The following is a 24,134-nucleotide window of genomic DNA, read 5'->3' on the forward strand; positions in this document are numbered from 1 at the left end:
CACAACTTAGCGTGGCTCGCCGCCGGACGGCGATTCCGCCCCACGGAACGATTCCCACCCACCGCCGCCCGTCTGCGCGACGCCGTCGACGGTAAGCCCGCGACCGGCCACGACTCGCCCGATCACGACCCATCCGGGTGGGAGCGCGCGGCCCGGCGCCCACGCGCCCGCGAAGGCATGATCCTCACCGCCGGTCAGGATCCATTGCGCCGCATCGGCGTCCAGCCGAGCGGCGACAAGCTCCAGCGCCGGGTCGCGCAGGGCGGCCGAATCCAGGTCGATGGCCACGCCCGAGGCCGATGCGATGTGCCCCAGATCCGCGAGCAACCCGTCGGACACGTCGGTCAGCGCGTGCAGCCCGAGGCCGGACGCGCCCGGCGCTGGACCTCCGGACACGGTGCGCGTTTCCGGTTCGGCACCGAGCGGCACGGGCCGGGACGACGATTCCGGGTCTCGGGCTTCGAGCGAGACGGTCGCGGATTCCCGCGCGGATGCGGTGCGAGCCGAAAAAAGCTCAGTTGCAGCAAGTTCCGATTCCCCGGGAGAACCACCGCGCAGTGCGTCCAGGACGAGGGCGTACGGCGGCTGCGGGACCCGGTGCGCGGCAAGCGCTTCGGCGACCTCGGGGCCGGTCACCTCGGCGGTGAAGGCGGCCAGGCCCGCGGCGGACCAGCCGAGCCGGCCCGCCACCGCGACGACATCCCCCACGCGCGCACCCGCTCTGGTGATCGGCGCGCCACCACCCGGATCGCCGAATGCGGTGACGGAGACGACCAGTTCCCGGCTGCGGACCAGGTCGCCGCCCGCGATGGACGCCCCCGCCCTGGCCGCCTCGGCCCACATTCCGTCGGCGAGTCCGTCGACCACCGCGAGCGGGGTGTCGGCGGGGCAGCCGAGCGCGACGACGAACGCGGTCGGCGTGGCGCCCATGGCGACCACGTCGGCGGCGTTCTGCGCGATCGCTTTGCGGCCCACGTCCTCGGGACTGGACCAGTCCAGCCGAAAATGCCGGTCCTGCACGAGCATGTCGGTGGTCACCACGAACCGGCCGTCCGGAGCCGCGATCAGCGCCGCGTCGTCGCCGGGGCCGAGCAGCACACCCGGCGCCTGCACCCGGCCCACGTTGATGCGGTCGATCAGCGCGAACTCCCCCAGTTCACGCACTGTCCTCGGGGCCCTGCTGGCGCTGATGACCGATCCTCTCCGGCGCGGTGCTTGCTGGAACGAGCCCGACGGTACCCTTTCGGAGGCATTCGAGTACTTCCGGCCCGGTCCACCGCTGCGCGGCTGCCGACCAGGGCGACGCGCACCAGAAAGGATCGGTGACCATGGCGGCGGATTCGCCGGACCGCGATTCGCAGCAGCGGGACGAACACCCGCAAGCCGCTACCGAATCCCGCGAGTCCGGGCACCCGGACGATGCGGTGGGTAGCGCCGACGCCGCGACACCGGACAACGGCACCGGGGACAGCGACGCCGAGGACTCGGCCGCCCCCGCAGTCGAGAGCGACATCGGAAATTCCGCAGCAGCAGACGAGAGCGACGCCGAAGACTCCGCAGCAGCGAGCGAACCGGACAACCCGCTGGCGCCGGCCCCCGCGCACCAGTACTCGCCCGCGCTCATCGCCACCGCCGTGGCGCTTCCGGTCGTGCTGGTCGTCGCCGTGATCGTGGCCGCCGTGCTCGCGCGCCACGCGCCCGTCGAGCGTGAACCGCTGGTGCTCGGCCCCGTCCCGGCCCCGGCGGCGGAGGGTCCGGCCTGCGCCGAGTTGCTGCCCGCCCTGCCCGCGAACCTGGGTGAGTACACCAAATCGACCCTGGTCGAGCCCGCCCCGCCCGCCACCCGCGCCTGGCAGCGCACCGAAGGCGGCGACGCCATCGTCCTGCGCTGCGGATTGGATCGGCCGCTGGAATTCAACCGCGCCTCGCCGCTGCAGATCGTCGACGGCGTGCAGTGGTTCGAGGTCCGCGACCAGGCCGCCGCGGCGAGCACCTGGTTCGCCGTCGACCGGGGGACCTACGTCGCTCTCACCGTCCCCGACGGCTCGGGCCCCACGCCGCTGCAAGAAGTCTCCGACACCATCACCGCCCACCTCCCGGCCCAGCCCATCGACCCGGGACCGCTGCCCAACTGACGGCGAGCACCGTGCGCCTATCCGTCCGCGAAGGCTCGAGCGGGCCACTCGTCCCGTGGCGCACACACCGAGGCACAGCCGACAAGCGATCAGACCCGAACGCGAATCGGAGTGGGACCGAGTTGCGAGGGCAGTGGGCTCAACGCAGGCCGGTGCCGCGGGCGAGCGCGGTGTCGATGAGCGAGGAGATCAGGGCGGCGAAGTCGACGCCGGTGGCCTCCCACATGCGCGGGTACATGGAGATGGCGGTGAATCCGGGCATCGTGTTGATCTCGTTGATCACCGGTCCCTGCTCGGTGACGAAGAAATCGACCCGCGCGAGGCCCTGGCAGTCCAGGGCTCGGAAGGCTCGCACGGCCAGTTCCCGGATCTGGTCGGAGACCTCGTCGTCCAGCTTGGCGGGGACGTCGAATTCGCAGACGTCGTCGAGGTACTTGGTGTCGAAGTCGTAGAAGGCGGGCGCGTCGGCGACGGTGCCGGTCTCCGGCATCCGGATCTCCGCGACCACGCTCGCCGCGACCCGGCCGTCCGGGAATTCCAGGACCCCGCATTCCACTTCGCGTCCGACGATGCCCGCTTCGACGATCACCTTCGGGTCGTGCTTGCGCGCCGCCGCGATGGCGGCATCCAGGTCGTTCCAGTCGCCGACGCGGGTGATGCCGATCGACGAACCGCCGCGCGCGGGCTTGACGAACACCGGCAGGCCGAGGCGCACCCGGTCCTCCTCGGCGACCGTCGCGGTGCCGGGCCGCAGCACCACCTGGGTGCCGACCGGCAGTCCCTCGGCCGCGAGCAGCTTCTTGGTGAACTCTTTGTCCATGCCCGCCGCGCTGGCCAGCACACCGGGGCCGACATAGGGAACTCCGGCGAGTTCCAGCATTCCTTGCAATGTGCCGTCCTCACCGAACGGTCCGTGCAGGATCGGGAAGACCACGTCGACCGCGCCGAGCGCGGCACTCGGATCGTCGAGCGCGATCAGCGCCCCCGAGCGGCTCGGGTCGGCGGCGAGAGTGAGTGCCGTGCCCGCGGCGTCCACCGAGGGCAGGGCGCGATCGTGGATGCCGAGCGCGGCCACCTCCGCACCGCCGAGCACCCAGCGGCCCTCGGTGGTGATGCCGATCGGCACGGCCTCGTACTTCTCCGGGTCCAGATGACGCAGCACGCTACCGGCCGATACGCAGGACACGGCGTGCTCGTTGCTGCGCCCGCCGAAGACCACTGCCACCCTGATCCGGTTCGTCATGCTCCGAACCGTACCCGTTTCGGTGTCCGCTCCCACCGCTGACCGTCCCGGACACTCCGGCCTCCGTGCACGCGGGGCGGAGCCGGAATCACTCCGGCTTCATCCGCCGCCCGAGCAGGTTGCCGACCGCTTCGCGCACGGAGAGTCCTTCATGGCAGACCTGATGCACGGCGGTGGTCAGCGGCATCTCCACGCCCTGCCGTTCGGCCAGCGCGCGCACCGATGTGCAGGACTTCACACCCTCGGCGACTTGGCCATGAGTGGCCGACTGCGCGGCCTCCATGGACCCGCCCGCGCCGAGCACATGGCCGAACGACCGGTTGCGCGACAGCGGGGAGGTGCAGGTGGCGACCAGGTCACCGACTCCGGCCAGGCCCGCCAGCGTCACCGGCTCGGCGCCGAGGGCCACCCCGAGCCGGATGATCTCGGCCAGACCGCGGGTGATCAGGCTGGCGATCGAGTTGTCGCCCAGGCCCATTCCGGACGCGATCCCGCAGGCCAGCGCGATGACGTTCTTGCAGGCGCCGCCGATCTCGCAACCGACCACGTCGGTGTTGGTGTAGGGCCGGAAGTATCCGGTCGCGCTGGCGTGCTGCACCGCCACGGCGCGGTCGTTGTCCGAGCAGGCGATCACGGTCGCGGCGGGCTGGCCGACCGCGATCTCGCGCGCCAGGTTCGGCCCGGACAGCACCGCGATCCGGCTCGGATCCGCCTCGGTGACCTCCTCGATCACCTCGCTCATCCGCAGCAGCGTCCCGGTCTCGATCCCTTTCGCCAGGCTCAGCAGGGTGGCGTCGGCCTCGATCAGTCCCTTCCACGCGGCGAGGTTCGCGCGCAGCGACTGCGACGGCACCGCCAGCACGACGATGTCGGCTCCGTCCAGCGCCACCGCCGGGTCGTGGGTCGCCGCGATCGGCGGCAGCGGAATATCCGACAGGTAATCGGGATTGCGATGTTCGGAGGCCAGCGCCGCGGCGACCTCGGGCCGCCTGGCCCAGATCGTGACCTCGGTTCCCGCGTCCGCCAACACCTTCGCGAACGCGGTGCCCCACGATCCCGCGCCCAGCACTGCCACCCTCGTCATCAGCCCAATATGCCATGGAAGGATTGCTCGCATGCGCCCGCACGCCGTGCATGCCGTGATCGCGGTCAAGAGCCTCGATCAGGCCAAGAGCCGACTGGCCGACCGGCTGCGCCCGGAGCACCGGGCACGCCTTGTGCTGGCCATGCTCGCCGACACCGTGACCGCCACCGCGGCGGTCGGGGAGGTCGTGTCGGTCACCGTGGTCACGCCGGACCCCGAGGTGGCAGGCCTGGCCCGCGCGCTGGGCGCCGACGTCCATCCGGAACCGCGCGGACCGCAGGCCGGCGGGCTGAACACCGCGCTGGCCGCCACCGCCGCCGCGTTGCGTGGTGCGCACGGGCCGATCGATCTGCTCGCGCTGCAAGCCGATCTGCCCGCGCTGCGTCCGGAAGAGCTCTCGGACATGCTCGCCGCCGCCCCGCGCGGACTGCGCTCGATCGTGGTCGACCACGAGGGCAGCGGCACCGCCGCGCTCGTGGTTCGCGACCCGGTCGCCGCCCTCGATCCCCGCTTCGGCCCCGGTTCGGCGCGCAGCCATATCGAGGCGGGGGCGGTCGATCTCACCGGGGACTGGCCGGGGCTGCGCCTGGACGTCGACACCGCCGCCGACTTGGACCGCGCGGTGGCGCTCGGGGCCGGAAACGCGACCCGTGCTGTCCTGCACGACATCGGCTGGCCGGGCGGCGTTCACGAACCCGTTCCACACGTGTGCTAGCCGGTCGCCATGGTGGTGTGAGACACACGTCGATCGCGCTCGCGGGATGCGCGGGTGCTCTCCGGTAGGGGATGATCGTTGGCGTGAGCGATACGGAAACCGTCAAGCAGCAGCCGTTGCTTCCCACCCCACCGCCGGCGGCGACACCCCTGTCCGCCGACGAGTCGGTTGCGCGGTTGCCACGCGATCGCTACCTCAATCGTGAATTGAGCTGGCTGGACTTCAACGCCCGCGTGCTCGCCCTCGCCGAGGACGCGTCGCTCCCGTTGCTGGAGCGTGCGAAGTTCCTGGCGATCTTCGCGTCGAATCTCGACGAGTTCTACATGGTGCGGGTCGCGGGACTCAAACGCCGCGCCGAGACCGGCCTGCTGGTGCGCTCGGCCGACGGCCGGTCTCCCGGCGAGCAGTTGGAACTGATCGCCGCGCGTGCGCAGGAGATCGCCGTCCGGCATGCCCGCGTCTTCCTCGATAGCGTGCTGCCCGCGCTGACGGCCGAGGGCATCGCGATCATCGACTGGAGCGACCTGGACGACAGCGAGCGCCAGCGCCTCTCGGGTTACTTCCAGGATCAGGTGTTCCCGGTCCTCACCCCGCTCGCGGTGGACCCGGCCCATCCCTTCCCTTATATCAGCGGGCTGAGTCTCAACCTCGCGGTGACGGTGAAGGATTACTCGACCGGCGGCGAGCACTTCGCCCGTGTCAAGGTGCCCGACAACGTCGACCGGTTCGTCCGCGTGCGCCGCACCGAATCCGGCTCCCCGATCGCCGCTTTCCTGCCGATGGAAGCGCTCATCGCCGCGCACCTGGATCTGCTGTTCCCCGGCATGGAGGTGGTCGAGCACCACTCGTTCCGGATCACCCGCAACGCCGACTTCGAGGTCGACGAGGATCGCGACGAGGACCTGCTGCAGGCGCTGGAGCGCGAGCTGGCCCGGCGGCGGTTCGGTTCGCCGGTGCGACTAGAGGTGTCCGACGACATGACCGAGCACATGCTCGATCTGCTCCTGCGGGAGTTGGACGTGGACCCCGGCGACGTCATCGAGGTGCCCGGCCTGCTCGACCTGTCCTGCCTCTGGCAGGTGTACGGCGTGGACCGGCCGAATCTGAAGGACACCCCCTACGTCCCCGCGACACCGCCCGCGTTCGGCGAGCGCGAGACGCCGCGCAACGTCTTCGCCGCGCTGCGCGAGGGCGACGTGCTCGTGCACCATCCGTACGACTCGTTCTCCACCAGCGTGCAGCGTTTCATCGAACAGGCCGCCGCCGATCCGCAGGTGCTGGCCATCAAGCAGACCCTCTACCGCACCTCCGGCGACTCCCCGATCGTCAACGCGCTCATCGACGCGGCCGAGGCGGGCAAGCAGGTGGTCGCCCTGGTGGAGATCAAGGCGCGCTTCGACGAGCAGGCCAACATCAAATGGGCCCGCGCGCTGGAACAGGCCGGCGTGCACGTGGTGTACGGCCTGATCGGCCTGAAGACGCACTGTAAGACCTGCCTGGTGGTGCGCCGCGAGGGCGCGACCATCCGCCGCTACTGCCACATCGGGACCGGCAACTACAACCCGAAGACCGCACGCCTCTACGAGGACGTCGGATTGCTCACCGCGGCACCGGAAATCGGCGCCGACCTGACCGACCTGTTCAATTCGCTGACCGGTTACTCGCGAAAAGAGAATTACCGCAATCTGCTGGTCGCCCCGCACGGCGTGCGCTCGGGAATCATCGAGCGCATCCAGCGCGAGACCGAGCTGGCGAGTCAGGGCCAGGATGCCCGGATCCTGATCAAGGCCAACGCGATCGTCGACGAGGAGATCATCGACGCGCTGTACCGGGCCTCGCAGGCGGGCGTGCCGGTGCGGATCGTGGTGCGCGGCATCTGCGGGCTGCGCCCCGGCGTGGCCGGTATGAGCGAGAACATCGAAGTCCGCTCCATCCTCGGCCGGTTCTTGGAGCATTCCCGCGTCCTGCACTTCCAGGCGCAGGACGAGTACTGGATCGGCAGCGCCGACATGATGCACCGCAACCTGGATCGGCGGGTCGAGGTGATGGCGCAGGTGAAGGATCCGCGGCTGACCGAGCAACTGCACGGGGTGTTCGACTCCGCGCTGTCGCCGACCACGCGCTGCTGGGTGTTGCAACCGGACGGCACCTGGCGGGCATCGCCGGGGGCGTCCGGCGACGGGGACAAGATCAGAGATCATCAGGAGTTCTTGATGCGGCTGCGGAGGCCAGAACAGCAGTGAACGCCAAAACGGGGTTCGAGCAGGAGGGGGGCCCGATCTGGGATCCCCGGGTGACTGCCAATATCTACGCCGCCGGTGCGGTGCTGTGGCGTGAATCATCGGCGGGGACGATCGAGATCGCGCTCGTCCACCGCCCCAAGTACGAGGATTGGTCGCTGCCGAAGGGCAAACTCGACCCCGGTGAGACCCCGGTGATGGCCGCGGTTCGCGAGGTGCACGAGGAGACCGGGCTGGAGTGCAGGCTCGGCCGCTACCTCGGCCACGTGACCTATCCGATTCCGGGCCATCGCAAGCTCAAGCGGGTCGACTACTGGGCCGCCGAGCAGGCGGGCGGGGAGTTCACCGCCAACTCCGAAGTGGACGTGCTCAGCTGGCACCCGCTGGATCGGGTGATGGACCAGTTGTCGTATCCGATGGATCGGCAAGTGGTGCGCGCCTTCACCCGGCTGCCCGCGCGCACCGACACCCTCCTTCTGGTCCGGCATGCCAAAGCCGGCCGCAGGGACCGCTACAGCGGTCCCGACGAGCAGCGTCCGCTCGACCGCGAGGGTGAGACGCAGGCGCGCGCGCTCACGCCGAATCTCTTGGCATTCGGCGCATCTCAGGTCTATTCGGCTCCTCCCCTGCGTTGCGTGCAGACCGTGGCGCCGCTGGCGGAGAAGCTCGGCGCCGAAATCATCGAGGAGCCGGTGTTTTCCGAGACCGGGTACGCCGAACACCCGGACAAGGCCCGGGAATGTCTTCGAGCCCTGGTGTCGGACAAGGCCGTTCGCGTCGTCTGCAGTCAGGGCAAGGTGATCCCGGATCTGCTGGGCTGGTTGGCCGAACGCGACGGGATCGCGCTGCCGTCGGCGCGCAATCGCAAGGGCAGTGTGTGGGTGCTGTCGTTCGTCGGCCACCGCCTGGTGGCCGCCGACCATCTGGATCGATCGCTGTCAGCCTACGACGCGGAGTCCTGATACGACGGCAACTTCCCCGTCACCGCGCGGGTCGGCGGGCGCCGATGACGACAACGGCGCCGCGAGGATGAGGCCACGGTAGGCGGACAGCCGAAAACGGCCCCGGGTGTCTCCCGGGGCCGTCTCGACGTTGAGGCGAATGGGCCCGGTGGTGGGGCCGCGCATTCAGCGCCGATCCGGCGGTGGCTCGAGATCAGCGGGTTCCGCGAGCCGAGGCCTTCTTGGCCGCGGTCTTCTTCGCTGGGGTCTTCTTGGCGGCGGTGGTGGTCTTCTTGGCCGCCGTGGCCTTGGTGGCGGTCTTCTTGGCCGGAGCCTTCTTCGCGACCGCGGTCTTCTTCGCGGGCGCCTTCTTCGCAGCGGTCTTGGTAGCGGTCGTCTTGCGCGCGGTGGTCTTCGCCGGGGCCTTGGCGGCGGCCTTACGGGCCGTGCTCTTGGCCGGAGCCTTGGTCGGCGTCGACTTCTTGGCGGCGGTCTTCTTCGCCGCCGTCTTCTTCGCCGCCGCCTTCTTCGCGGCCACCGGCGCATTCACCCCACGCTTGACGGCGGGCCCGGTCGCGGCCAGTTTCTGCTTACCCGCGATCACCGCCTTGAACTGAGCGCCGGGGCGGAACGCGGGCACCGAAGTGGGCTTGACCTTGACGGTTTCGCCGGTACGCGGGTTCCGTGCGACGCGAGCCGCGCGCTTACGCTGTTCGAACACACCGAAACCGGTGATAGTGACGCTCTGACCCTTGTGCACCGCGCGCACGATGGTGTCGACCACATGCTCGACTGCCGCGGTGGCCGTGCGCCTGTCCGTACCCAACTTTTCGGTCAGAACGTCGATCAGTTCCGCCTTGTTCATTGAATCCTCCGCAGACTAATGGCCCGTCGTCGGACCGACTAGGTACCACGGTAAACCCACTTTGGGCAAGAGTCTATGTGCCACGCCAAAATTCATGTGGTTTAGCACACGTCCAGCTACCGCAACTCCGGCTGTCCAGCTAACCGATCGGGGTGATTACGTCTGCGAAATATGTGCTGGAAGGGTAGTGGGTTTCCATGTTGGCCTTGCCTTTTCGAACCGGGTGATCGCGTCCTCCTGGCGCAGCGTCAGCCCGATGTCATCCAATCCCTCCAGCAGACGCCACCTGGTGTAGTCATCAATATCGAACGGCAACACGACGGTTCCGGCCGTCACCGTGCGCGCCCCGAGATCCACAACCAATTCCAAGCCGGGCTGTTCCTCGAGCAACTTCCAGAGCATTTCGACATCGTTCTGTGACATCTGAGCGGCGAGCACACCGCCCTTGCCCGCATTGCCGCGGAAGATGTCGGCGAACCGGGATGAGATGACCACCCGAAAGCCGTAGTCCGCCAGCGCCCAAACAGCGTGCTCACGAGACGACCCGGTACCGAAATCCGGACCCGCCACCAGCACACTACCGCTGTTGTAAGGCGCGATGTTCAGAATGAAGTCCGGATCCGACCGCCATGCGGCGAACAAGCCGTCTTCGAATCCGGTCCGCGTGACCCGCTTGAGGTAGACCGCCGGGATGATCTGATCGGTATCGACATTGGAGCGGCGCAGCGGCACTCCGATGCCCTTGTGCACAGTGAAGGCTTCCATTACGAATCTCCTGGGTTTGTTCGAGGGAATCGGGGGCGGTCAGTCCAGATCCGTAGGCGACGACAGCGTTCCGCGGACCGCTGTCGCGGCCGCTACGAGGGGGGAAACGAGGTGTGTACGGCCGCCTTTACCCTGCCTGCCCTCGAAGTTGCGGTTCGAGGTGGACGCGCAACGCTGGCCGGGCTCGAGCTGGTCCGGATTCATTCCCAGGCACATTGAGCAGCCCGCTTGCCGCCATTCGGCGCCCGCCGCGGTGAAAATCTCGCCGAGTCCTTCTTTTTCCGCCTGTGCGCGAACCCGCATCGACCCCGGTACAACCAGCATTCGCACGCCGTCGGCGACATGACGTCCCTTCAAAATCCCGGCCACCGCACGCAAATCCTCAATGCGTCCGTTGGTGCACGAACCGACGAATACGGTGTCGATCGGTACTTGTCGAAGCGGAGTACCCGGCTCCAAGTCCATGTAACGCAGAGCTTTCTCCGCGGACTCGCGGGCCGCCTCGTCGGCGAAGGCGGTGGGGTCGGGCACCGTCTCGCCCAGCGGGGCGCCCTGGCCCGGGTTGGTGCCCCAGGTGACGAACGGGGTCAGCTCGGTGGCGTCGAGGTGCACCTCGGCATCGAAAACGGCACCCTCGTCGGTCTTCAGCGCCTCCCAGGCGGCCACCGCCGCGTCCCAATCGGCTCCCTGCGGGGCGTGCGGCCGTCCTTTGAGGAATTCATAGGTCGTTTCGTCCGGGGCGATCATGCCCGCCCGCGCGCCCGCCTCGATGGACATGTTGCAGATCGTCATTCGGGCCTCCATCGACATGGCCCGGATCGCCTCGCCGCGGTACTCCAGGACATAGCCCTGGCCGCCGCCGGTGCCGATCTTCGCGATGACGGCCAGGATCAGGTCCTTGCTCGTCACGCCGGGGGGCATGGCGCCGTCCACCGTGATCGCCATCGTCTTGAACGGGCGCAGCGAGAGGGTCTGGGTGGCAAGCACATGCTCGACCTCGGAGGTACCGATGCCCATCGCCAGCGCCCCGAACGCGCCGTGCGTCGAGGTGTGGCTGTCGCCGCAGACCACGGTCATGCCCGGCTGGGTCAGGCCGAGCTGCGGCCCGACCACGTGCACGATGCCCTGATCGAGGTCGCCCATCGGGTGCAGCCGCACACCGAATTCCGCGCAGTTGCGCCGCAGCGTCTCCACCTGGGTGCGCGAAACCGGGTCGGCGATCGGCTTGTCGATATCGATCGTCGGGACATTGTGGTCCTCGGTCGCGATGGTGAGATCCGGCCGCCGCACCGGCCTGCCCGCGGCGCGCAGCCCGTCGAAGGCCTGCGGACTGGTCACCTCGTGGACGAGATGCAGGTCGATGTAGATCAGGTCCGGTTCGCGCGAGGCGCCCGCACCCTCCCCGCGAGCGACGACATGCTGTTCCCATACCTTCTCGGCCAGCGTGCGCGGTTCGGCCATTGTCGATCACCTTTCGGACGAAGCAGCCGTTCCGCGATCTGGACTCCGACGCGGCGACGGTTGCACGAGTTGGGATAGCTGCGCCTGGTCCGAACGCTGAGGGCACGTACCGGTGAAGGTGGATTTCTCAACATTCGAGACGCTAGTATCGTTCTATGAGACAGCATAGCGGCATCGGCGTCCTCGACAAAGCAGTGGCGGTCCTGTACGCCGTAGCCGAGCATCCCTCGGGTCTCAACGAGCTCTGCGCGCGCACCGGCCTGCCCCGCGCCACCGCACACCGATTGGCCGTCGGCCTGGAGGTGCACCGCCTGCTCGCTCGCGACAGCAACGGCACCTGGCGGCCGGGTCCGGCGCTTGCCGAGCTCGCGACCAGCGCCGATGACCCGCTGCTCGAGGCCGCCTCGGCCATCCTGCCCCGGTTGCGCGAGATCACCGGCGAGAGCGTCCAGCTCTACTGCCGCGACGGCAACGCCCGCGTCTGCGTCGCGGCGCTGGAACCCCCCGTCGGACTGCGCGACACCGTGCCGATCGGGGCCCGACTGCCGCTCACCGCGGGTTCGGCGGCCAAAGTGCTGCTGGCGTGGGCCGACCCGGAATTGCAGCGCACCATCCTGACGGACGCGGTGTTCGGTGAACGCGCGCTGGCCGAGGTGCGCAAGCGCGGGTGGGCGCAGAGCGCGGCCGAGCGCGCGGCCGGCGTGGCCAGCGTTTCCGCGCCGGTGCGCGACGCTGGCGGCACCGTGGTCGCGGCCGTGTCGGTGTCGGGGCCGATCGATCGGATGGGCCGCAGGCCGGGCGCCCGGTGGGCGGCGGATCTGGTCGCGGCGGCCGAGGCCCTGCACAAGCGCCTGTAACGCGTTTCACATCGGGCTCTCTACAGTGGGCCCATGGGAGTCAACCAACGGGCACAGATCGTGATGTCCGACACCGAGATCACCGATTTCTTGCAGCGCAGCCGGATCGCGACGCTGGCGACCATCGGCCCGAAGGGCACGCCGCACCTCACCGCGATGTGGTACGCGCTCATCGACGGGGAGATCTGGTTCGAGACCAAGGCAAAGTCGCAGAAGGCGGTGAACCTGCGCCGCGATCCCCGGGTCACCTGCATGGTCGAGGCGGGCGACACCTACGACCAGCTCAGGGGCGTGGCCATCGAGGGCCGCGCCGAGATCATCGAGGACGCCGGGAAACTCTTCGCCGTCGGCGTGAGCGTCTGGGAGCGCTACACCGGCCCCTACAGCGAGGAGGTGCGGCCGATGGTCGAGGCCATGCTGCACAAGCGGGTGGCTGTACGCGTCGTGCCCGACCGCACGCGCAGCTGGGATCACCGCAAGCTCGGCCTCCCGGCCATGCCCCTCGGCGGCAGTACCGCGCGAGCGCTGGACTGACCCGCCCGCGCCCGGGTCGCGCGACGCGCCCGAAATCCAACTGACACAACCGCCCCACACAGGCTAGCGTCGAGGTGTTCGACAGGAATCGGCCGGGCAGCGCCGCCCGCGAGGACGCGCTGCGCGACCGCGACGACGAGGAGCAGCGATGGCGGATTCGGGTAAGTCCAATGGCGCCGACGAGGTGAAGCGCAAGTTCCGGGAGGCACTGGAGCGCAAGAGCCAGCAGAACGCCCGCGCGGCAGACCACCTCGACGGACGGTCCAAGGCGTCCGCGCCGCACACCGCGGTCGGCAACAAGCGGGAATTCCGGCGCAAGAGCGGATAGTCCGCGCAGACGGCGAAGGCCCTCCGGCAAGATCGCTGGAGGGCCTTTCTTTTGCGCCGGTTCGGGCCGGATGAGTCGAGGGGCACCCGGTTCTCGGCGAACCACCCCCGCTCGGCTTCTCCGGCCGCGCGATATCCGGGACCGGCGAAGGCGTCGTGCGAGCGAAGCGCCCCACAGCAGCCCGATATCCGCGGTAGCGCGAACAGTCGCGTCGCGGAACCAGGACACATGGCAACGCGCCCTACCGAGCGAGTCCGGGCCATCGCCGAGGTCCGTGAGCGCGAGGGCCACACCGCTCACTGCTGGACCGCGCGACCGTGAGCAATGCACTCCGCTTCGACCTCGAGTACGGTGCAAGCCATGAGCGCGGCCTCACCGGCGCACGCCGTGTCCGCGAGCCCGGTCTGCTCGGTCACACGAAAATTACGACCTGGTGCGCCGTATCTCGGGCCTTGGCCTGATCAGCACCCACGCTGCCGTCGCAGCGCAGCGGATACCTGGCTCTTGGGCCCGAGTTGATCCATGGGCCAGAGTTCGCAGGCGGGGGGCGGCCTCGCCGGGGTCAGGGACGAAGCGCTCTCCGAGCGGGGAGTCGGGGGTGCATCCCCACAAGACACAATGAAACGAGAAAGGTCCATGCTCTATGAGCATGGACCTTCATTCGCGTAGCCCCGACGGGATTCGAACCCGCGCTACCGCCTTGAGAGGGCGGCGTCCTAGGCCGCTAGACGACGGGGCCAGGACTGCTTCTCGCTGTCACGAGGAGCGCCGTGGTGATCTTTCGATCAGGAGGCTCGGCTAGCTTAACCGGCCGAGGCCCGGCGACCAAATCGCCAGGTGTTGATTGATTTCGGCCGCGAACCGAAGTCGAACAACCCACTCCGCTGGGGTACCAGGACTCGAACCTAGAATGGCTGAACCAGAATCAGCTGTGTTGCCAATTACACCATACCCCAATGACCAGGCGTTCAGCCTCGCGTCTGGATGACTCGAGACCGTGTTCCGGGCCGAGAAGAAGAGTACCAAACGGGGGAGGGTGAACTACAAATCGCCTGGTCAAAGCCATGTTTTCAGCCTTCCGACGAGTCCGGGCCCGCTTCCTTCCAGTGCAACGCCGAGCGCAACCGGTCCAGGGTGACGCCGCGGCCGAGCAGTTCCAGCGATTCGTACAGCGGCGGGCTGATATGCGACCCGGTGACCGCGACCCGCACCGGCGCGAAGGCCTTGCGCGGTTTCAGACCCAGATCATCGATCAGCGCCTTTTTCAGCGCCTCTTCGATCGCCTCGGCGGTCCAGTCGGTCAACGGCTCCAACACGGTAATAGCGGACTGCAATACCTCGGCGGCGCCGGAACCGAGATTCTTGGCACCCGCGGCGGGATCTATGGCGAACTCGTCCGCGGGCGCGAACAGGAAACGCAACAGTTCCCAGGCGTCGGACAACACGACGATCCTGGTCTGTACGAGTTCCGCCGCTTCGGCGAACACCTTCTCATCGATTTCCGCGCCGATATGCCCGTGTTCGGTGAGATACTCCCGCAGCCGGTGGGCGAAATCACCCGGCGTCAGCAATCGGATGTGCTCGGCGTTGAGCGCGTCCGCCTTCTTCTGGTCGAAACGGGCCGGATTCGAATTTACTTTCGAGATATCGAAGGCCTCGACCATCTCCGCCATGGAGAAAACATCGCGGTCCTCGGACAGTCCCCAGCCGAGTAGCGCGAGATAATTCAGCAAACCTTCAGGAACGAAGCCGCGGTCGCGGTGGGCGAAAAGATTCGACTCCGGATCACGCTTGGACAACTTCTTGTTGCCCTGACCCATGACGAAGGGCAGGTGACCGAACTCGGGAGTGAAATCGGCGACCCCGATCCGGCGCAACGCGGCGTACAGCGCGAGCTGGCGCGGCGTCGAGGAGAGCAGGTCCTCGCCGCGCAGCACGTGGGTGATCCGCATCAGCGCGTCGTCGACCGGGTTGACCAGGGTGTACAGCGGATCGCCGTTGCCCCGGGTGAGCGCGAAGTCCGGGACGCTGCCCGCCTTGAAGGTGGTCTCGCCGCGCACCAGATCGTTCCAGGACAGATCTTCGTCGGGCATTCGCAGCCGGATAACGGCAGGGCGGCCCTCGGCCCGGTACGCCTCGATCCGCTCGGGCGTCAGATCACGATCGTAGTTGTCGTAACCGAGCTTCGGATCGCGTCCGGCGGCGCGATGGCGAGCTTCGACTTCCTCCGGCGTGGAGAACGATTCATACGCCTCACCGGCCTCCAGCAAACGCCGAACCACGTCCAGGTGCAGATCTTTTCGCAACGACTGGCGATATGGTTCGTAAGGGCCGCCGACCTCCGGCCCCTCGTCCCAGGTGAGCCCGAGCCAGCGCAGCGCGTCGATAATCGCGCGGTAGGATTCCTCGGAATCGCGTGCGGCATCGGTGTCTTCGATCCGAAAGACGAATGTGCCACCGTGGTGGCGGGCGTAGGCCCAGTTGAACAGCGCCGTCCGGATCAGGCCGACGTGCGGCGTTCCGGTCGGTGACGGGCAGAATCGGACCCGTACTTCAGTCATGGCTCTCTTTCGATCAGCGTTTGGCGGCAACGGGATTGGTGAGGGTTCCGATGCCCTCGACGGTCACCGACACCTGCTGGCCCTCGCGCATCGGGCCGACGCCCTCGGGGGTGCCGGTGAGGATGACGTCACCGGGCAGCAGCGTCATCACGGTGGTGACCCACTCGATGAGCTTCGGAATGTCGTGCAGCAGAAGCGAAGTACGACTGCGCTGGCGCACCTCGCCGTCGAGCTCGGTGACGATCTCCAGATCCGAAGGGTCCAAGGAGGTTTCGATCCAGGGGCCGAGCGGGCAGAACGTGTCGTAGCCCTTGCCCCTGGTCCACTGGCCGTCGTGGCGCTGCTGGTCGCGGGCGGTCACGTCGTTGGCGGCGGTGTAACCCAGCACCACGTCCAGCGCGCGGGCGGCGGGCACGTCCTTACACGGGCGGCCGATGACGATCGCCAGCTCCCCTTCGTAGTCGACCTGAGATGAACTGGGCGGCAGGATGATCGGGGCGTTCGGACCCACGATCGCGGTGTTCGGCTTGAGGAAGATCACCGGGTCGGCGGGGGCGGGCCCGCCCATCTCGGCGGCGTGGGCGGCGTAGTTCTTGCCGATGCAGACCACCTTGCTGGCCAGGATCGGCGCGAGCAGCCGCACATCGGCCAGCGGCCAGCTCCGACCGGTGAACGTCGGTGTGCCGAACGGGTGTTCCGCGATCTCCTTGGCCACGCTGTCGCTTCCGTCACCCTCGATGCTGACGAAGGCGACTCCATCGGGACTGGCAACTCGACCTAGACGCATGCCCGGAGTCTATCGACCCGCCGTCACCAGCCCGAACGCGCCCGACCGAGTGGTCGGATCCCACCCGGACGCGGCCGGGCCCGCGCTGTGAGGAGTCCGACAGCCGCTGCGGTCGAATCGAGCGGCCACCGGGGTGTACCGTGAGCGAATCAGTTCATAAAGTGGGAAGATAATCCCAAATAATGAGATTCTAGGTGGGCCGATGGCGATTGTTACGCAGATCGACGAGGTTCGGCGCTGGTCCATGCTCGGTCTCGGTGTGTTCGCCCAGGCCTCCAGCGCGGTCTTCATCCACGGCGTCCCGTTCCTGCTGCCCGCGCTGACCGATCGCGGCATGCCGCTGGCGACGGCCGGTCTGCTCGTCGCCATGCCCACCGTCGGCTTGGTGTGCACCCTGATCGCGTGGGGTTACCTGGTCGACCGGATCGGCGAACGCAAAGTGCTGATCGGCGGTCCGCTGCTGATGCTGGCGGCCGGATGCGCCGCGGCCACCACGACCGACGACATCGGGTTGGGTGCGCTGCTGTTCCTCGGCGGCGTCGGGGCGGCGAGCACCAATGGCGCCAGCGGCCGGGTGATCGTCGGCTGGTTCCCGCCGCACCGGCGCGGGCTGGCGATGGGGATCCGGCAAACCGCGCAGCCGCTGGGCGTCGGCGTCGGCGCGCTGGCGATTCCGGCCGTCGCCGCCGCCCACGGCGTGCCCGCGGCCATCCTCGTTCCCGCGCTCATGGCGGGCGTGGCGGCCGTGGGGTGCCTGGCAGGCATCGTCGATCCGCCGCGCCCCGCCGGTTCCGCCGCCGATCCGGCGTTGCGCGCCAATCCCTATCGCGACGATGCCACGCTGTGGCGCATCCATCTGGTCTCGGTGCTGCTGGTCGTCCCCCAGGGCACGGTGTGGACCTTCGCGCTGCTGTGGCTGCACCGCGACATCGGCTGGTCGCTGGCCGCCGCCGGCGCGCTGGTGACGATCACCCAGATTCTCGGCGCGCTGGGCCGCATCGGCGCCGGTGCGTGGTCGGATCGGGTCGGCAGCCGGATGGGGCCGCTGCGCACCGTCGCCGTGGCCGCCGTGCTCTCGATGGCCGCGCTGGCGCTGACCGCATGGACGGAGTGGTGGTGGGCGGCCATTCCGCTGCTGGTCGCCGCGTCCGTGATCACCGTCTCCGACAACGGTTTGGCCTTCACCGCGGTCGCCGAGATCGCGGGCCCGTACTGGAGCGGCCGGGGCCTGGGCATCCAGAACACCGGCCAGAACCTGGCCATGGCCGCCGTCCCGCCGGTGTTCGGCGCTCTGATCACCGCGAGCGGCTTCCCCGCCGCCTTCCTGCTGGCCGCCGTCACGGCTGTCGCGGCAGTACCCCTCGTCCCGCGAGACACCGACTAGGCCCGCGCCCCGAACTCTCGCCCGCCCCGGCCGAAGGGCGCCCAAGGGCACGAGACGCTCTCGCCGGGGGCCGCTTCGCGCGGCGATCGGTCTCACACTGACGACACTGATTGTCCGAGACAGCGGTCGAGGCGCAGAGGCGTACAGAGGCTGAATGCGGGAAGGCCCGTTCCGATGGGGGAACGGGGCCTTCCTGGGGAACCGGTCAGAGGGTGGCGGCGATCCGGTCGCCGATTTCCACGGTCGACGCGGCTCCCGAGCGCGACTCGAGGTCCTTGGCGACCGCCGACTCGATGCGCGTGGCCGCCTCGGTGTCGCCCAGGTGGTTGAGCAGCAGGGAGACCGAGAGGATCGCGGCGGTGGGGTCGGCCTTGGACTGGCCCGCGATGTCGGGGGCGCTGCCGTGCACCGGCTCGAACATGCTGGGGTTCGTCCCGGACGCGTCGATGTTGCCGCTGGCGGCCAGGCCGATGCCGCCGCTCACGGCCGCGGCGAGGTCGGTGATGATGTCGCCGAAGAGGTTGTCGGTGACGATCACGTCGAACCGGCCCGGGTCGTTGACCATGTGGATGGTGGCGGCATCGATGTGCTGGTAGGCCGTGGTGACGTCGGGGAATTCGGCCCCGACCTCGTCCACGGTGCGCTGCCAGAGCGAGCCCGCGAAGGTGAGCACGTTGTTCTTGTGCACCAGCGTCAGGTGCTTGCGCCGGGCCTGCGCCTTGGCGAAGGCGTAGCGCACCACGCGCTCGATGCCGAAGCGGGTGTTGGTGCTGACCTCGGTCGCCACCTCGTGCGGGGTGTCCACGCGGATCGCGCCGCCGGTGCCGGTGTAGGGCCCCTCGGTGCCCTCGCGCACGACCACGAAGTCGATGTCGGGGTTGCCCGCCAGCGGGCTGGTCACGCCGGGGAACAGCTTGGACGGCCGCAGGTTCACGTGGTGGTCCAGCGCGAACCGGGTGCGCAGCAGCAGACCGCGTTCGAGTACGCCGCTGGGCACCGACGGGTCGCCGATCGCCCCGAGCAGGATGGCGTCGTGCTGCTTCAGCTCGGGCAGCACCGAGTCCGGCAAGATCTCGCCGGTCGCGTGGTAGCGGCGCGCACCGAGGTCGTACTCGGTCTTCTCGACGCCGGGCACGACCACGTCGAGCACCTTGAGCGCCTCGGCGATGACCTCGGGCCCGATCCCGTCACCCGGGATGACAGCAAGCTTCATGACAAATGCTCCGTTCGATGTTGCCGGTCGCGGCCGCCGCATCATGCGGCCCAGAGGCGACCGTCGGGTGCGCACGACATTCCGGCCGGGTGACCGCAGCACCGTCACGGTACTCGGCGCGGCCGGATCGCCGAGCACCGGGCGCGAGCACGCGGCGCACCGCGAACTCGCACCGATCCGTGTGCCGAGCGACCGGCGCCGCGCACGAGAGCTTCGCGCGCGGCGCCGATTCCGCTTCGGCCGGGGCATCGCGCCCCGCTCGGATCAGGACAGGTCGACCTGGACGACCTTGGCCGCGCCGACGGATTCGGCGATCGCGGCCTGCACGTCGGCGGGCACCTCGCGGGCCACGCGCAGCACGACGGTGGCGCCTTCCTTGTCGACGTCCTGGGTCAGCTGCGCGGCCAGGATGTCGACCTCGGCCTCGCCGAGCTTGGTGCCGATCCGGCCCAGCGCGCCCGGCCGGTCCTCGTAGTTCAGGATGGCCAGGTTGAGGCCCTCGGCGCGCATGTCGTAGTTGCGGCCGTTGATGTTGACGATCTTCTCCACCAGCTGCGGCTCGGTCAGCGTGCCCGCCACGTTCAGGGTGCTGCCGTCGCCGAACACGGCGCGCAGGTCGACGACGCTGCGGTGGCTCGGGCTCTCCGAGGCCGTGGTGACCTCGGCGGTGATCCCGCGGTCCTTGGCCAGCGCGGGCGCGTTGACGAAGGTGACCTGGTCTTCGACCAGCGCGGAGAAGATGCCGCGCAACGCGGACAGCTCCAGCACGCCGACCTCCTGGGCGGCCAGCTCGCCGCGCACCTGGATCTCCACGCTGACCGGCAGTTCGTTGGACAGCGCGCCGAGCAGGGCGCCCTGCTTGCGGACGATGTCCAGCCAGGGAGCGACCTCTTCGCCGACGGTGCCGCCGGTGACGTTCACCGCGCCGGGAACGAACTCACCCGCCAGCGCCAGCAGCACCGACTTGGCGACGTCGGTGCCCGCGCGGTCCTGGGCCTCGGAGGTGGAGGCGCCCAGGTGCGGGGTCACCACGACCTGCGGCAGATCGAACAGCGGGCTGTCGGTGCACGGCTCGGTCTCGAACACGTCCAGCCCGGCGGCGCGCACGTGTCCGGACTTGATCGCCTCGGCCAGGGCGGCCTCGTCGACCAGGCCACCGCGGGCGGCGTTGACGATGATCACGCCCGGCTTCGTCTTGGCGATGGCCTCCTTGCCGATGAGGCCTTTGGTCTCCGGGGTCTTCGGCAGGTGGATCGAGATCAGGTCGGCGCGCTCGAGCAGCTCGTCGAGGGTCAGCAGCTCGATGCCGAGCTGCGCGGCGCGCGCGGGCGACACGTACGGGTCGTAGGCGACGATCTTGGTCTCGAAGGCGGCCAGGCGAGCGGCGAACAGCTGGCCGATGCGGCCCAGGCCGATGACGCCGACGGTCTTGTCGAAGATCTCGACGCCGTTGAACTTGCTGCGCTGCCAGGTGCGCTCGCGCAGCGTGGCGTCGGCGGCGGGAACCTGGCGGGCGGCGGCCAGCAGCAGGGTGACCGCGTGCTCGGCGGCGGTGTGGATGTTCGAGGTGGGCGCGTTCACGACCATGACACCGCGCTCTGTGGCGGCGGGCACGTCGACGTTGTCCAGGCCGACGCCCGCGCGGGCGACGATCTTCAGGTTCTTCCCGGCCTCCAGGACCTCGGCGTCGACCGTGGTCGCCGAGCGCACGAGCAGCGCGTCGGCCTCGGGCACCGCGGCCAGCAGAGCCGGGCGGTCGGGTCCGTCGACCCACCGGACCTCGACACCGTCACCGAGCGCGTCGACGGTCGACTGGGCGAGCTTGTCGGCGATCAGAACTACAGGACGGCCTGCTTGGCTCACGTGGAGTACTCCTGGGGAATGGGGTCGGCAATTACCGCCGAACAGCTTAGTGCGCGCGATTTCCACCCCCGCTACCACCTGGTAGGCGGGCGTCCTCAGTCACCCTCTGGCAAAAATATGAAGACCGGTCTACAGTCGACGCATGGGCGTCAAAGGCACCGAAACCCGCGGCAAACTCGTCGACGCGGCCCGCACGCTGGTGGAGCGGCACGGCTATTACGGTGCGGGGCTCAATCAGATCCTCGCGGCCAGCGGCGCGCCGCGTGGGTCGTTGTACTTCCACTTCCCCGGCGGCAAGGACGAATTGGTCGCGGCGGCGATCGCCCAGGCGGGCAAGGAGATCACGGCGCTGATCGACACGATCGAGCCGGGCGACGCCGCCGCGGCCGCGAGCATGCTGCTGCGCGCGTTCGGCGACCGGCTGGAAGCGTCCGGTTGGCAACAGGGCTGCCCGGTCGCCACGGTGGCCTTGGACGTCGCGGCCGGGAACGACCCGATCCAAGCGGAGTGCGCCGCCGCGTACGCCGCATGGGAACAGGCGTTGCGGCTGCGGCTGCGCGCCGACGGCCGCGCGAACGCCGATGATTTGGCCGCCACGGTGCTGGCGATGGTCGAGGGCGCGTTGTTGCTCGCCCGCGCCCAACGCAGTCGTGAACCCCTGGAACGGGTGGAACGCACGCTGCGCACCCTGATCTGACGGCGGATGTCCCGCCGAAGTCTTTTCACATGTCCACAAAATATGTAGACCGGTCTAGTAAGGAGATTTCATGTCCGACAGCATCGTCTTCGGAGCCGCCGGGTTCCTCGGCCGCAACGCGGTCGCCCGTTTACTCGAGCGGGGGCATTCCGTCACGGCCGCCTTGCGGCCGGGCAGCGAGGAGCGGCTGACCGGGTGGTTGCGCCGCCGAGACGTCGACGCGAGCGGGCTGGAGATCGTCTCGTGTGATGTCACCGCCCCTGACCTCGGCCTACCCGCGGGGTTCGACCCCTCGGGCATTCGCGACGTGTACAACTGCGCCGCCCGCTTCGCCTTCGGGCTCGCTCGCGAGGACGCGTACGCGGTCAATGTCACCGGTGCGCTGCGGGTGCTGGAGTGGGCCGCCGCCCGGCCCGCGCTGCGACGCGTCGTGCACATCACCGGATATCGGATCACCGTCGAGGAATCCGAGGAGCAGCATTACGAGAGGGGCGCCTACGGCGCTTCGAAGTTCGAATCGGACCCGCTGCTGCGCAGCCGGGCGGCGGAGCTCGGCGTCGCGCTGACCATCGCGAATCCGAGCAGCGTGATCGGACCCGGTCAATACGTCGGGCTGTCGAGCGTCGTCGAGGACCTGTGGAACGGACGGCTCGCTGCCGTCCCCGGCGGCCCCGCGACCTTCGTGCCGATCGTCGACCTGGACTACTTCACCGATTTCTTGATCAGCCTGCCCGCCCTGCCGGATACCGCGGGTCGCTCCTACACGGTTCTGGATGATCGAACACCCGAGCTGCCGAAGCTGATTCGCCTGCTGGCCGGGCACCTCGGCGTCAGCGCGCCGCGCTTGTCCATTCCGGTCGGCGTCATCGCGAAACTTCCGCGCGCGCTGACCGGCGCCGATCCGGAAACGATGACGTTCATCGCCGAGGACCGCTACGACACGTCGGCGGCGCAGGACGTGGCCCGCCGTGCCGGGCTCACCATGCCGCCGACCGAGGCGACCTTGCTGACGTGGGCCGACCATCTGGTGGCCAGCCGCTTCGGCGCGGTGGCCGATGATCCGACCGCCGGATTCGTCGACGGCGTATGGGTGAGTGGCGAACGGAGCCGTCCGGACTATGTCCTGGTGCACGGCCTTCCGCTCGACGGTGAGTCGTGGAACGACGTGCGCGCCGAGTTGGACGGGCCGAGTCTGGTCGTCGACCTGCCGGGCTTGGGGCGCTCGGCACCCGGCGATACCGACGCGGTGTTGCCGAAACTGCTCGCCTCCGTCCGCAGCCACCCCGTGCTGGTCGGCCATTCGCTCGGCTGCGGTCCGGTGCTGCGGTACGCGGCGCGGCATCCCGAGCGGGTCTCCGGGGTGGTGCTGGTAGCTCCCGCGTTCCTGCAACCGCGGTCGGGCCCGCTGCTGCGATCGCCATTGGCCGCGGTGGCGATGCGCCGGATGTCGGCCGGTTCCCTCGCCGATCGGCTCGGCGTGCCGGCGAGCGCCGCGCTCGCGAGCGCCGCGGCGAACCTGCGCAGGCCGGGCGTCGCCGCACGAACCGTCGCCGCGCTGCGCCGCGCGAGCGCCCCCGCGCGGCGCGAGGAGTTGCGCGCCCTGCTCGCGCGGATCGAGGTGCCGGTGCGGATAGTCACCGGTTCGGCCGATCCGCTGACGGTCGCGACCGCACGCGACTCGATCTCGATTCCGGACACGGGCCACTACCCGCAGTTGACCCATCCCGCGCGGCTCGCGGCCGAGATCGCCCGAGTCCGCGCCGTCGGGGCGCCGCACTGATCAGGGCCCGCACCGAAGGTCGCCTGCGTTACCGAGGGCGGGACTGCAACGGCGTCGCCGACGGCCGAGATCGCCTGCGGTACCTGGGGCCGGACAGTTCGTTCCGCCGTGCGAGCGGCCCCACACAGCGGCGGGCCCCCACACCATTCGGTGCGGGGGCCCGCGCGGTCACGCCTCGGGTCGGCGTGGAACCCGGTCGATCTCCTCGACCGTCACGTCGGTCAGCGGCCGCCGAAGGAACCCGTCCACAGGGTGTCGACGAGGCCGTGCAGTGCGGCGCCGAGCGTGTCGAAAAGACCGTTCAGAGCAGCGCTGCCGGTGTCGATGATAACGGGGATCATGGAAATACCTCTTCCTCGAAACATTATCCAGTCGAACTGGCTGACACGGGGGACATCGGCGGCGATTCGGTGGTGGTTACAAATTTCGATAATATGGAGATGTAGACCACATATACGTGCGATAGTGGTCTGCGACACCTTAGATACTGGCTTTGAGCTGCGGTTCTAGTCATACGTCCAGGTCGAGACCCGAATCTGGCCTGCTAATTTCTCCCGCTGACGGACATGGCTATAAAACTCACAAGAAAGTCGCAGCGAGTTTTCAACACCCGGCAATAGGGGCGTACGAACAACTATCCGGCCGCCTTTCCGAGCCGACCGATAGAGCTTCCGAATAACT

The 24,134-nt window shown here is 68.9% G+C and carries 20 protein-coding genes and 2 tRNA genes; 10 read left to right on the top strand and 12 right to left on the bottom strand.

Features of this window, described 5'->3' with window-relative positions:
- Positions 1-6 precede the first annotated feature (6 nt).
- Positions 7-1,164, bottom strand: a complete 1,158-nt coding sequence (gene thiL, locus ABZ420_RS02760; protein ID WP_357116361.1) for a thiamine-phosphate kinase — start codon at positions 1,162-1,164, stop codon at positions 7-9.
- A 419-nt stretch (positions 1,165-1,583) separates the two neighbouring features.
- Here thiL and ABZ420_RS02765 point away from each other — a divergent pair, with 419 nt between their 5' ends.
- The gene (locus ABZ420_RS02765) at positions 1,584-2,135 is read left to right on the top strand and encodes a DUF3515 domain-containing protein (protein WP_357116486.1); all 552 of its coding nucleotides are present in this window, start codon (positions 1,584-1,586) and stop codon (positions 2,133-2,135) included.
- A 139-nt stretch (positions 2,136-2,274) separates the two neighbouring features.
- Here ABZ420_RS02765 and ABZ420_RS02770 read toward each other — a convergent pair whose 3' ends face one another.
- Both ABZ420_RS02770 and ABZ420_RS02775 read right to left on the bottom strand, forming a co-directional pair.
- Positions 2,275-3,378 (bottom strand): D-alanine--D-alanine ligase family protein, encoded by a 1,104-nt coding sequence (locus ABZ420_RS02770; RefSeq protein WP_357116363.1) that lies wholly within the window; start codon positions 3,376-3,378, stop codon positions 2,275-2,277.
- Positions 3,379-3,466: 88 nt separating this feature from the next.
- Complete coding sequence (locus tag ABZ420_RS02775; protein WP_357116365.1) at positions 3,467-4,462, bottom strand: NAD(P)H-dependent glycerol-3-phosphate dehydrogenase; 996 nt, start codon at positions 4,460-4,462, stop codon at positions 3,467-3,469.
- Between the two features lie 31 nt (positions 4,463-4,493).
- Here ABZ420_RS02775 and cofC point away from each other — a divergent pair, with 31 nt between their 5' ends.
- The 3 genes from cofC (at position 4,494) to ABZ420_RS02790 (ending at position 8,379) form a co-directional block, all read left to right on the top strand.
- Complete coding sequence (gene cofC / locus ABZ420_RS02780; protein ID WP_357116367.1) at positions 4,494-5,177, top strand: 2-phospho-L-lactate guanylyltransferase; 684 nt, start codon at positions 4,494-4,496, stop codon at positions 5,175-5,177.
- A gap of 71 nt (positions 5,178-5,248) precedes the next feature.
- On the top strand, positions 5,249-7,420 hold the full coding sequence (locus ABZ420_RS02785; RefSeq protein ID WP_357116369.1) for an RNA degradosome polyphosphate kinase: 2,172 nt from the start codon (positions 5,249-5,251) through the stop codon (positions 7,418-7,420).
- Positions 7,421-7,470: 50 nt separating this feature from the next.
- Positions 7,471-8,379: a bifunctional NUDIX hydrolase/histidine phosphatase family protein gene (locus ABZ420_RS02790; protein WP_357116371.1), complete on the top strand. Its 909-nt coding sequence runs from the start codon at positions 7,471-7,473 to the stop codon at positions 8,377-8,379.
- 193 nt (positions 8,380-8,572) lie between these two features.
- Here ABZ420_RS02790 and ABZ420_RS02795 read toward each other — a convergent pair whose 3' ends face one another.
- The 3 genes from ABZ420_RS02795 to leuC form a co-directional block, all read right to left on the bottom strand.
- Positions 8,573-9,223, bottom strand: coding sequence for an HU family DNA-binding protein (locus ABZ420_RS02795; protein ID WP_062969880.1), 651 nt, complete (start codon positions 9,221-9,223; stop codon positions 8,573-8,575).
- Between the two features lie 156 nt (positions 9,224-9,379).
- A complete protein-coding gene (gene leuD, locus ABZ420_RS02800) occupies positions 9,380-9,988 on the bottom strand; it encodes a 3-isopropylmalate dehydratase small subunit (RefSeq protein ID WP_040868414.1) in 609 nt (202 codons plus the stop codon).
- A gap of 39 nt (positions 9,989-10,027) precedes the next feature.
- On the bottom strand, positions 10,028-11,449 hold the full coding sequence (gene leuC / locus ABZ420_RS02805) for a 3-isopropylmalate dehydratase large subunit (RefSeq protein WP_357116373.1): 1,422 nt from the start codon (positions 11,447-11,449) through the stop codon (positions 10,028-10,030).
- 155 nt (positions 11,450-11,604) lie between these two features.
- Here leuC and ABZ420_RS02810 point away from each other — a divergent pair, with 155 nt between their 5' ends.
- From ABZ420_RS02810 to ABZ420_RS02820, 3 genes are all read left to right on the top strand, one after another.
- Positions 11,605-12,306: an IclR family transcriptional regulator gene (locus tag ABZ420_RS02810; RefSeq protein WP_040868418.1), complete on the top strand. Its 702-nt coding sequence runs from the start codon at positions 11,605-11,607 to the stop codon at positions 12,304-12,306.
- Positions 12,307-12,339: 33 nt separating this feature from the next.
- Complete coding sequence (locus ABZ420_RS02815) at positions 12,340-12,840, top strand: PPOX class F420-dependent oxidoreductase (protein ID WP_357116375.1); 501 nt, start codon at positions 12,340-12,342, stop codon at positions 12,838-12,840.
- 148 nt (positions 12,841-12,988) lie between these two features.
- Positions 12,989-13,168, top strand: a complete 180-nt coding sequence (locus tag ABZ420_RS02820; protein ID WP_357116377.1) for a DUF5302 domain-containing protein — start codon at positions 12,989-12,991, stop codon at positions 13,166-13,168.
- A 666-nt stretch (positions 13,169-13,834) separates the two neighbouring features.
- Here ABZ420_RS02820 and ABZ420_RS02825 read toward each other — a convergent pair.
- From ABZ420_RS02825 to ABZ420_RS02840, 4 genes are all read right to left on the bottom strand, one after another.
- Positions 13,835-13,907 (bottom strand) — tRNA-Glu (locus tag ABZ420_RS02825).
- A gap of 145 nt (positions 13,908-14,052) precedes the next feature.
- A tRNA-Gln gene (locus tag ABZ420_RS02830) sits at positions 14,053-14,124 on the bottom strand.
- Positions 14,125-14,238: 114 nt separating this feature from the next.
- Positions 14,239-15,729 (bottom strand): glutamate--tRNA ligase, encoded by a 1,491-nt coding sequence (gltX, locus tag ABZ420_RS02835; RefSeq protein WP_357116379.1) that lies wholly within the window; start codon positions 15,727-15,729, stop codon positions 14,239-14,241.
- Positions 15,730-15,742: 13 nt separating this feature from the next.
- Complete coding sequence (locus tag ABZ420_RS02840; protein ID WP_062969885.1) at positions 15,743-16,516, bottom strand: fumarylacetoacetate hydrolase family protein; 774 nt, start codon at positions 16,514-16,516, stop codon at positions 15,743-15,745.
- Between the two features lie 202 nt (positions 16,517-16,718).
- Here ABZ420_RS02840 and ABZ420_RS02845 point away from each other — a divergent pair, with 202 nt between their 5' ends.
- Positions 16,719-17,900 (top strand): MFS transporter, encoded by a 1,182-nt coding sequence (locus tag ABZ420_RS02845; protein WP_357116381.1) that lies wholly within the window; start codon positions 16,719-16,721, stop codon positions 17,898-17,900.
- A gap of 205 nt (positions 17,901-18,105) precedes the next feature.
- On the opposite strand, the gene ABZ420_RS02850 is transcribed toward ABZ420_RS02845, so the two are convergent.
- Together ABZ420_RS02850 and serA are read right to left on the bottom strand one after the other, a co-directional pair.
- Positions 18,106-19,113, bottom strand: coding sequence for a 3-isopropylmalate dehydrogenase (locus tag ABZ420_RS02850; RefSeq protein WP_357116383.1), 1,008 nt, complete (start codon positions 19,111-19,113; stop codon positions 18,106-18,108).
- A gap of 264 nt (positions 19,114-19,377) precedes the next feature.
- Complete coding sequence (gene serA / locus ABZ420_RS02855) at positions 19,378-20,976, bottom strand: phosphoglycerate dehydrogenase (RefSeq protein ID WP_357116385.1); 1,599 nt, start codon at positions 20,974-20,976, stop codon at positions 19,378-19,380.
- Between the two features lie 142 nt (positions 20,977-21,118).
- On the opposite strand from serA, the gene ABZ420_RS02860 reads away from it, so the two are divergent.
- Together ABZ420_RS02860 and ABZ420_RS02865 are read left to right on the top strand one after the other, a co-directional pair.
- Positions 21,119-21,673, top strand: a complete 555-nt coding sequence (locus ABZ420_RS02860) for a TetR/AcrR family transcriptional regulator (protein WP_357116387.1) — start codon at positions 21,119-21,121, stop codon at positions 21,671-21,673.
- A gap of 70 nt (positions 21,674-21,743) precedes the next feature.
- A complete protein-coding gene (locus ABZ420_RS02865) occupies positions 21,744-23,453 on the top strand; it encodes an alpha/beta fold hydrolase (RefSeq protein WP_357116389.1) in 1,710 nt (569 codons plus the stop codon).
- The last annotated feature ends 681 nt before the right edge of the window (positions 23,454-24,134 follow it).

Source organism: Nocardia sp. NPDC005745, from assembly GCF_040630775.1.
GTDB lineage: Bacteria > Actinomycetota > Actinomycetes > Mycobacteriales > Mycobacteriaceae > Nocardia.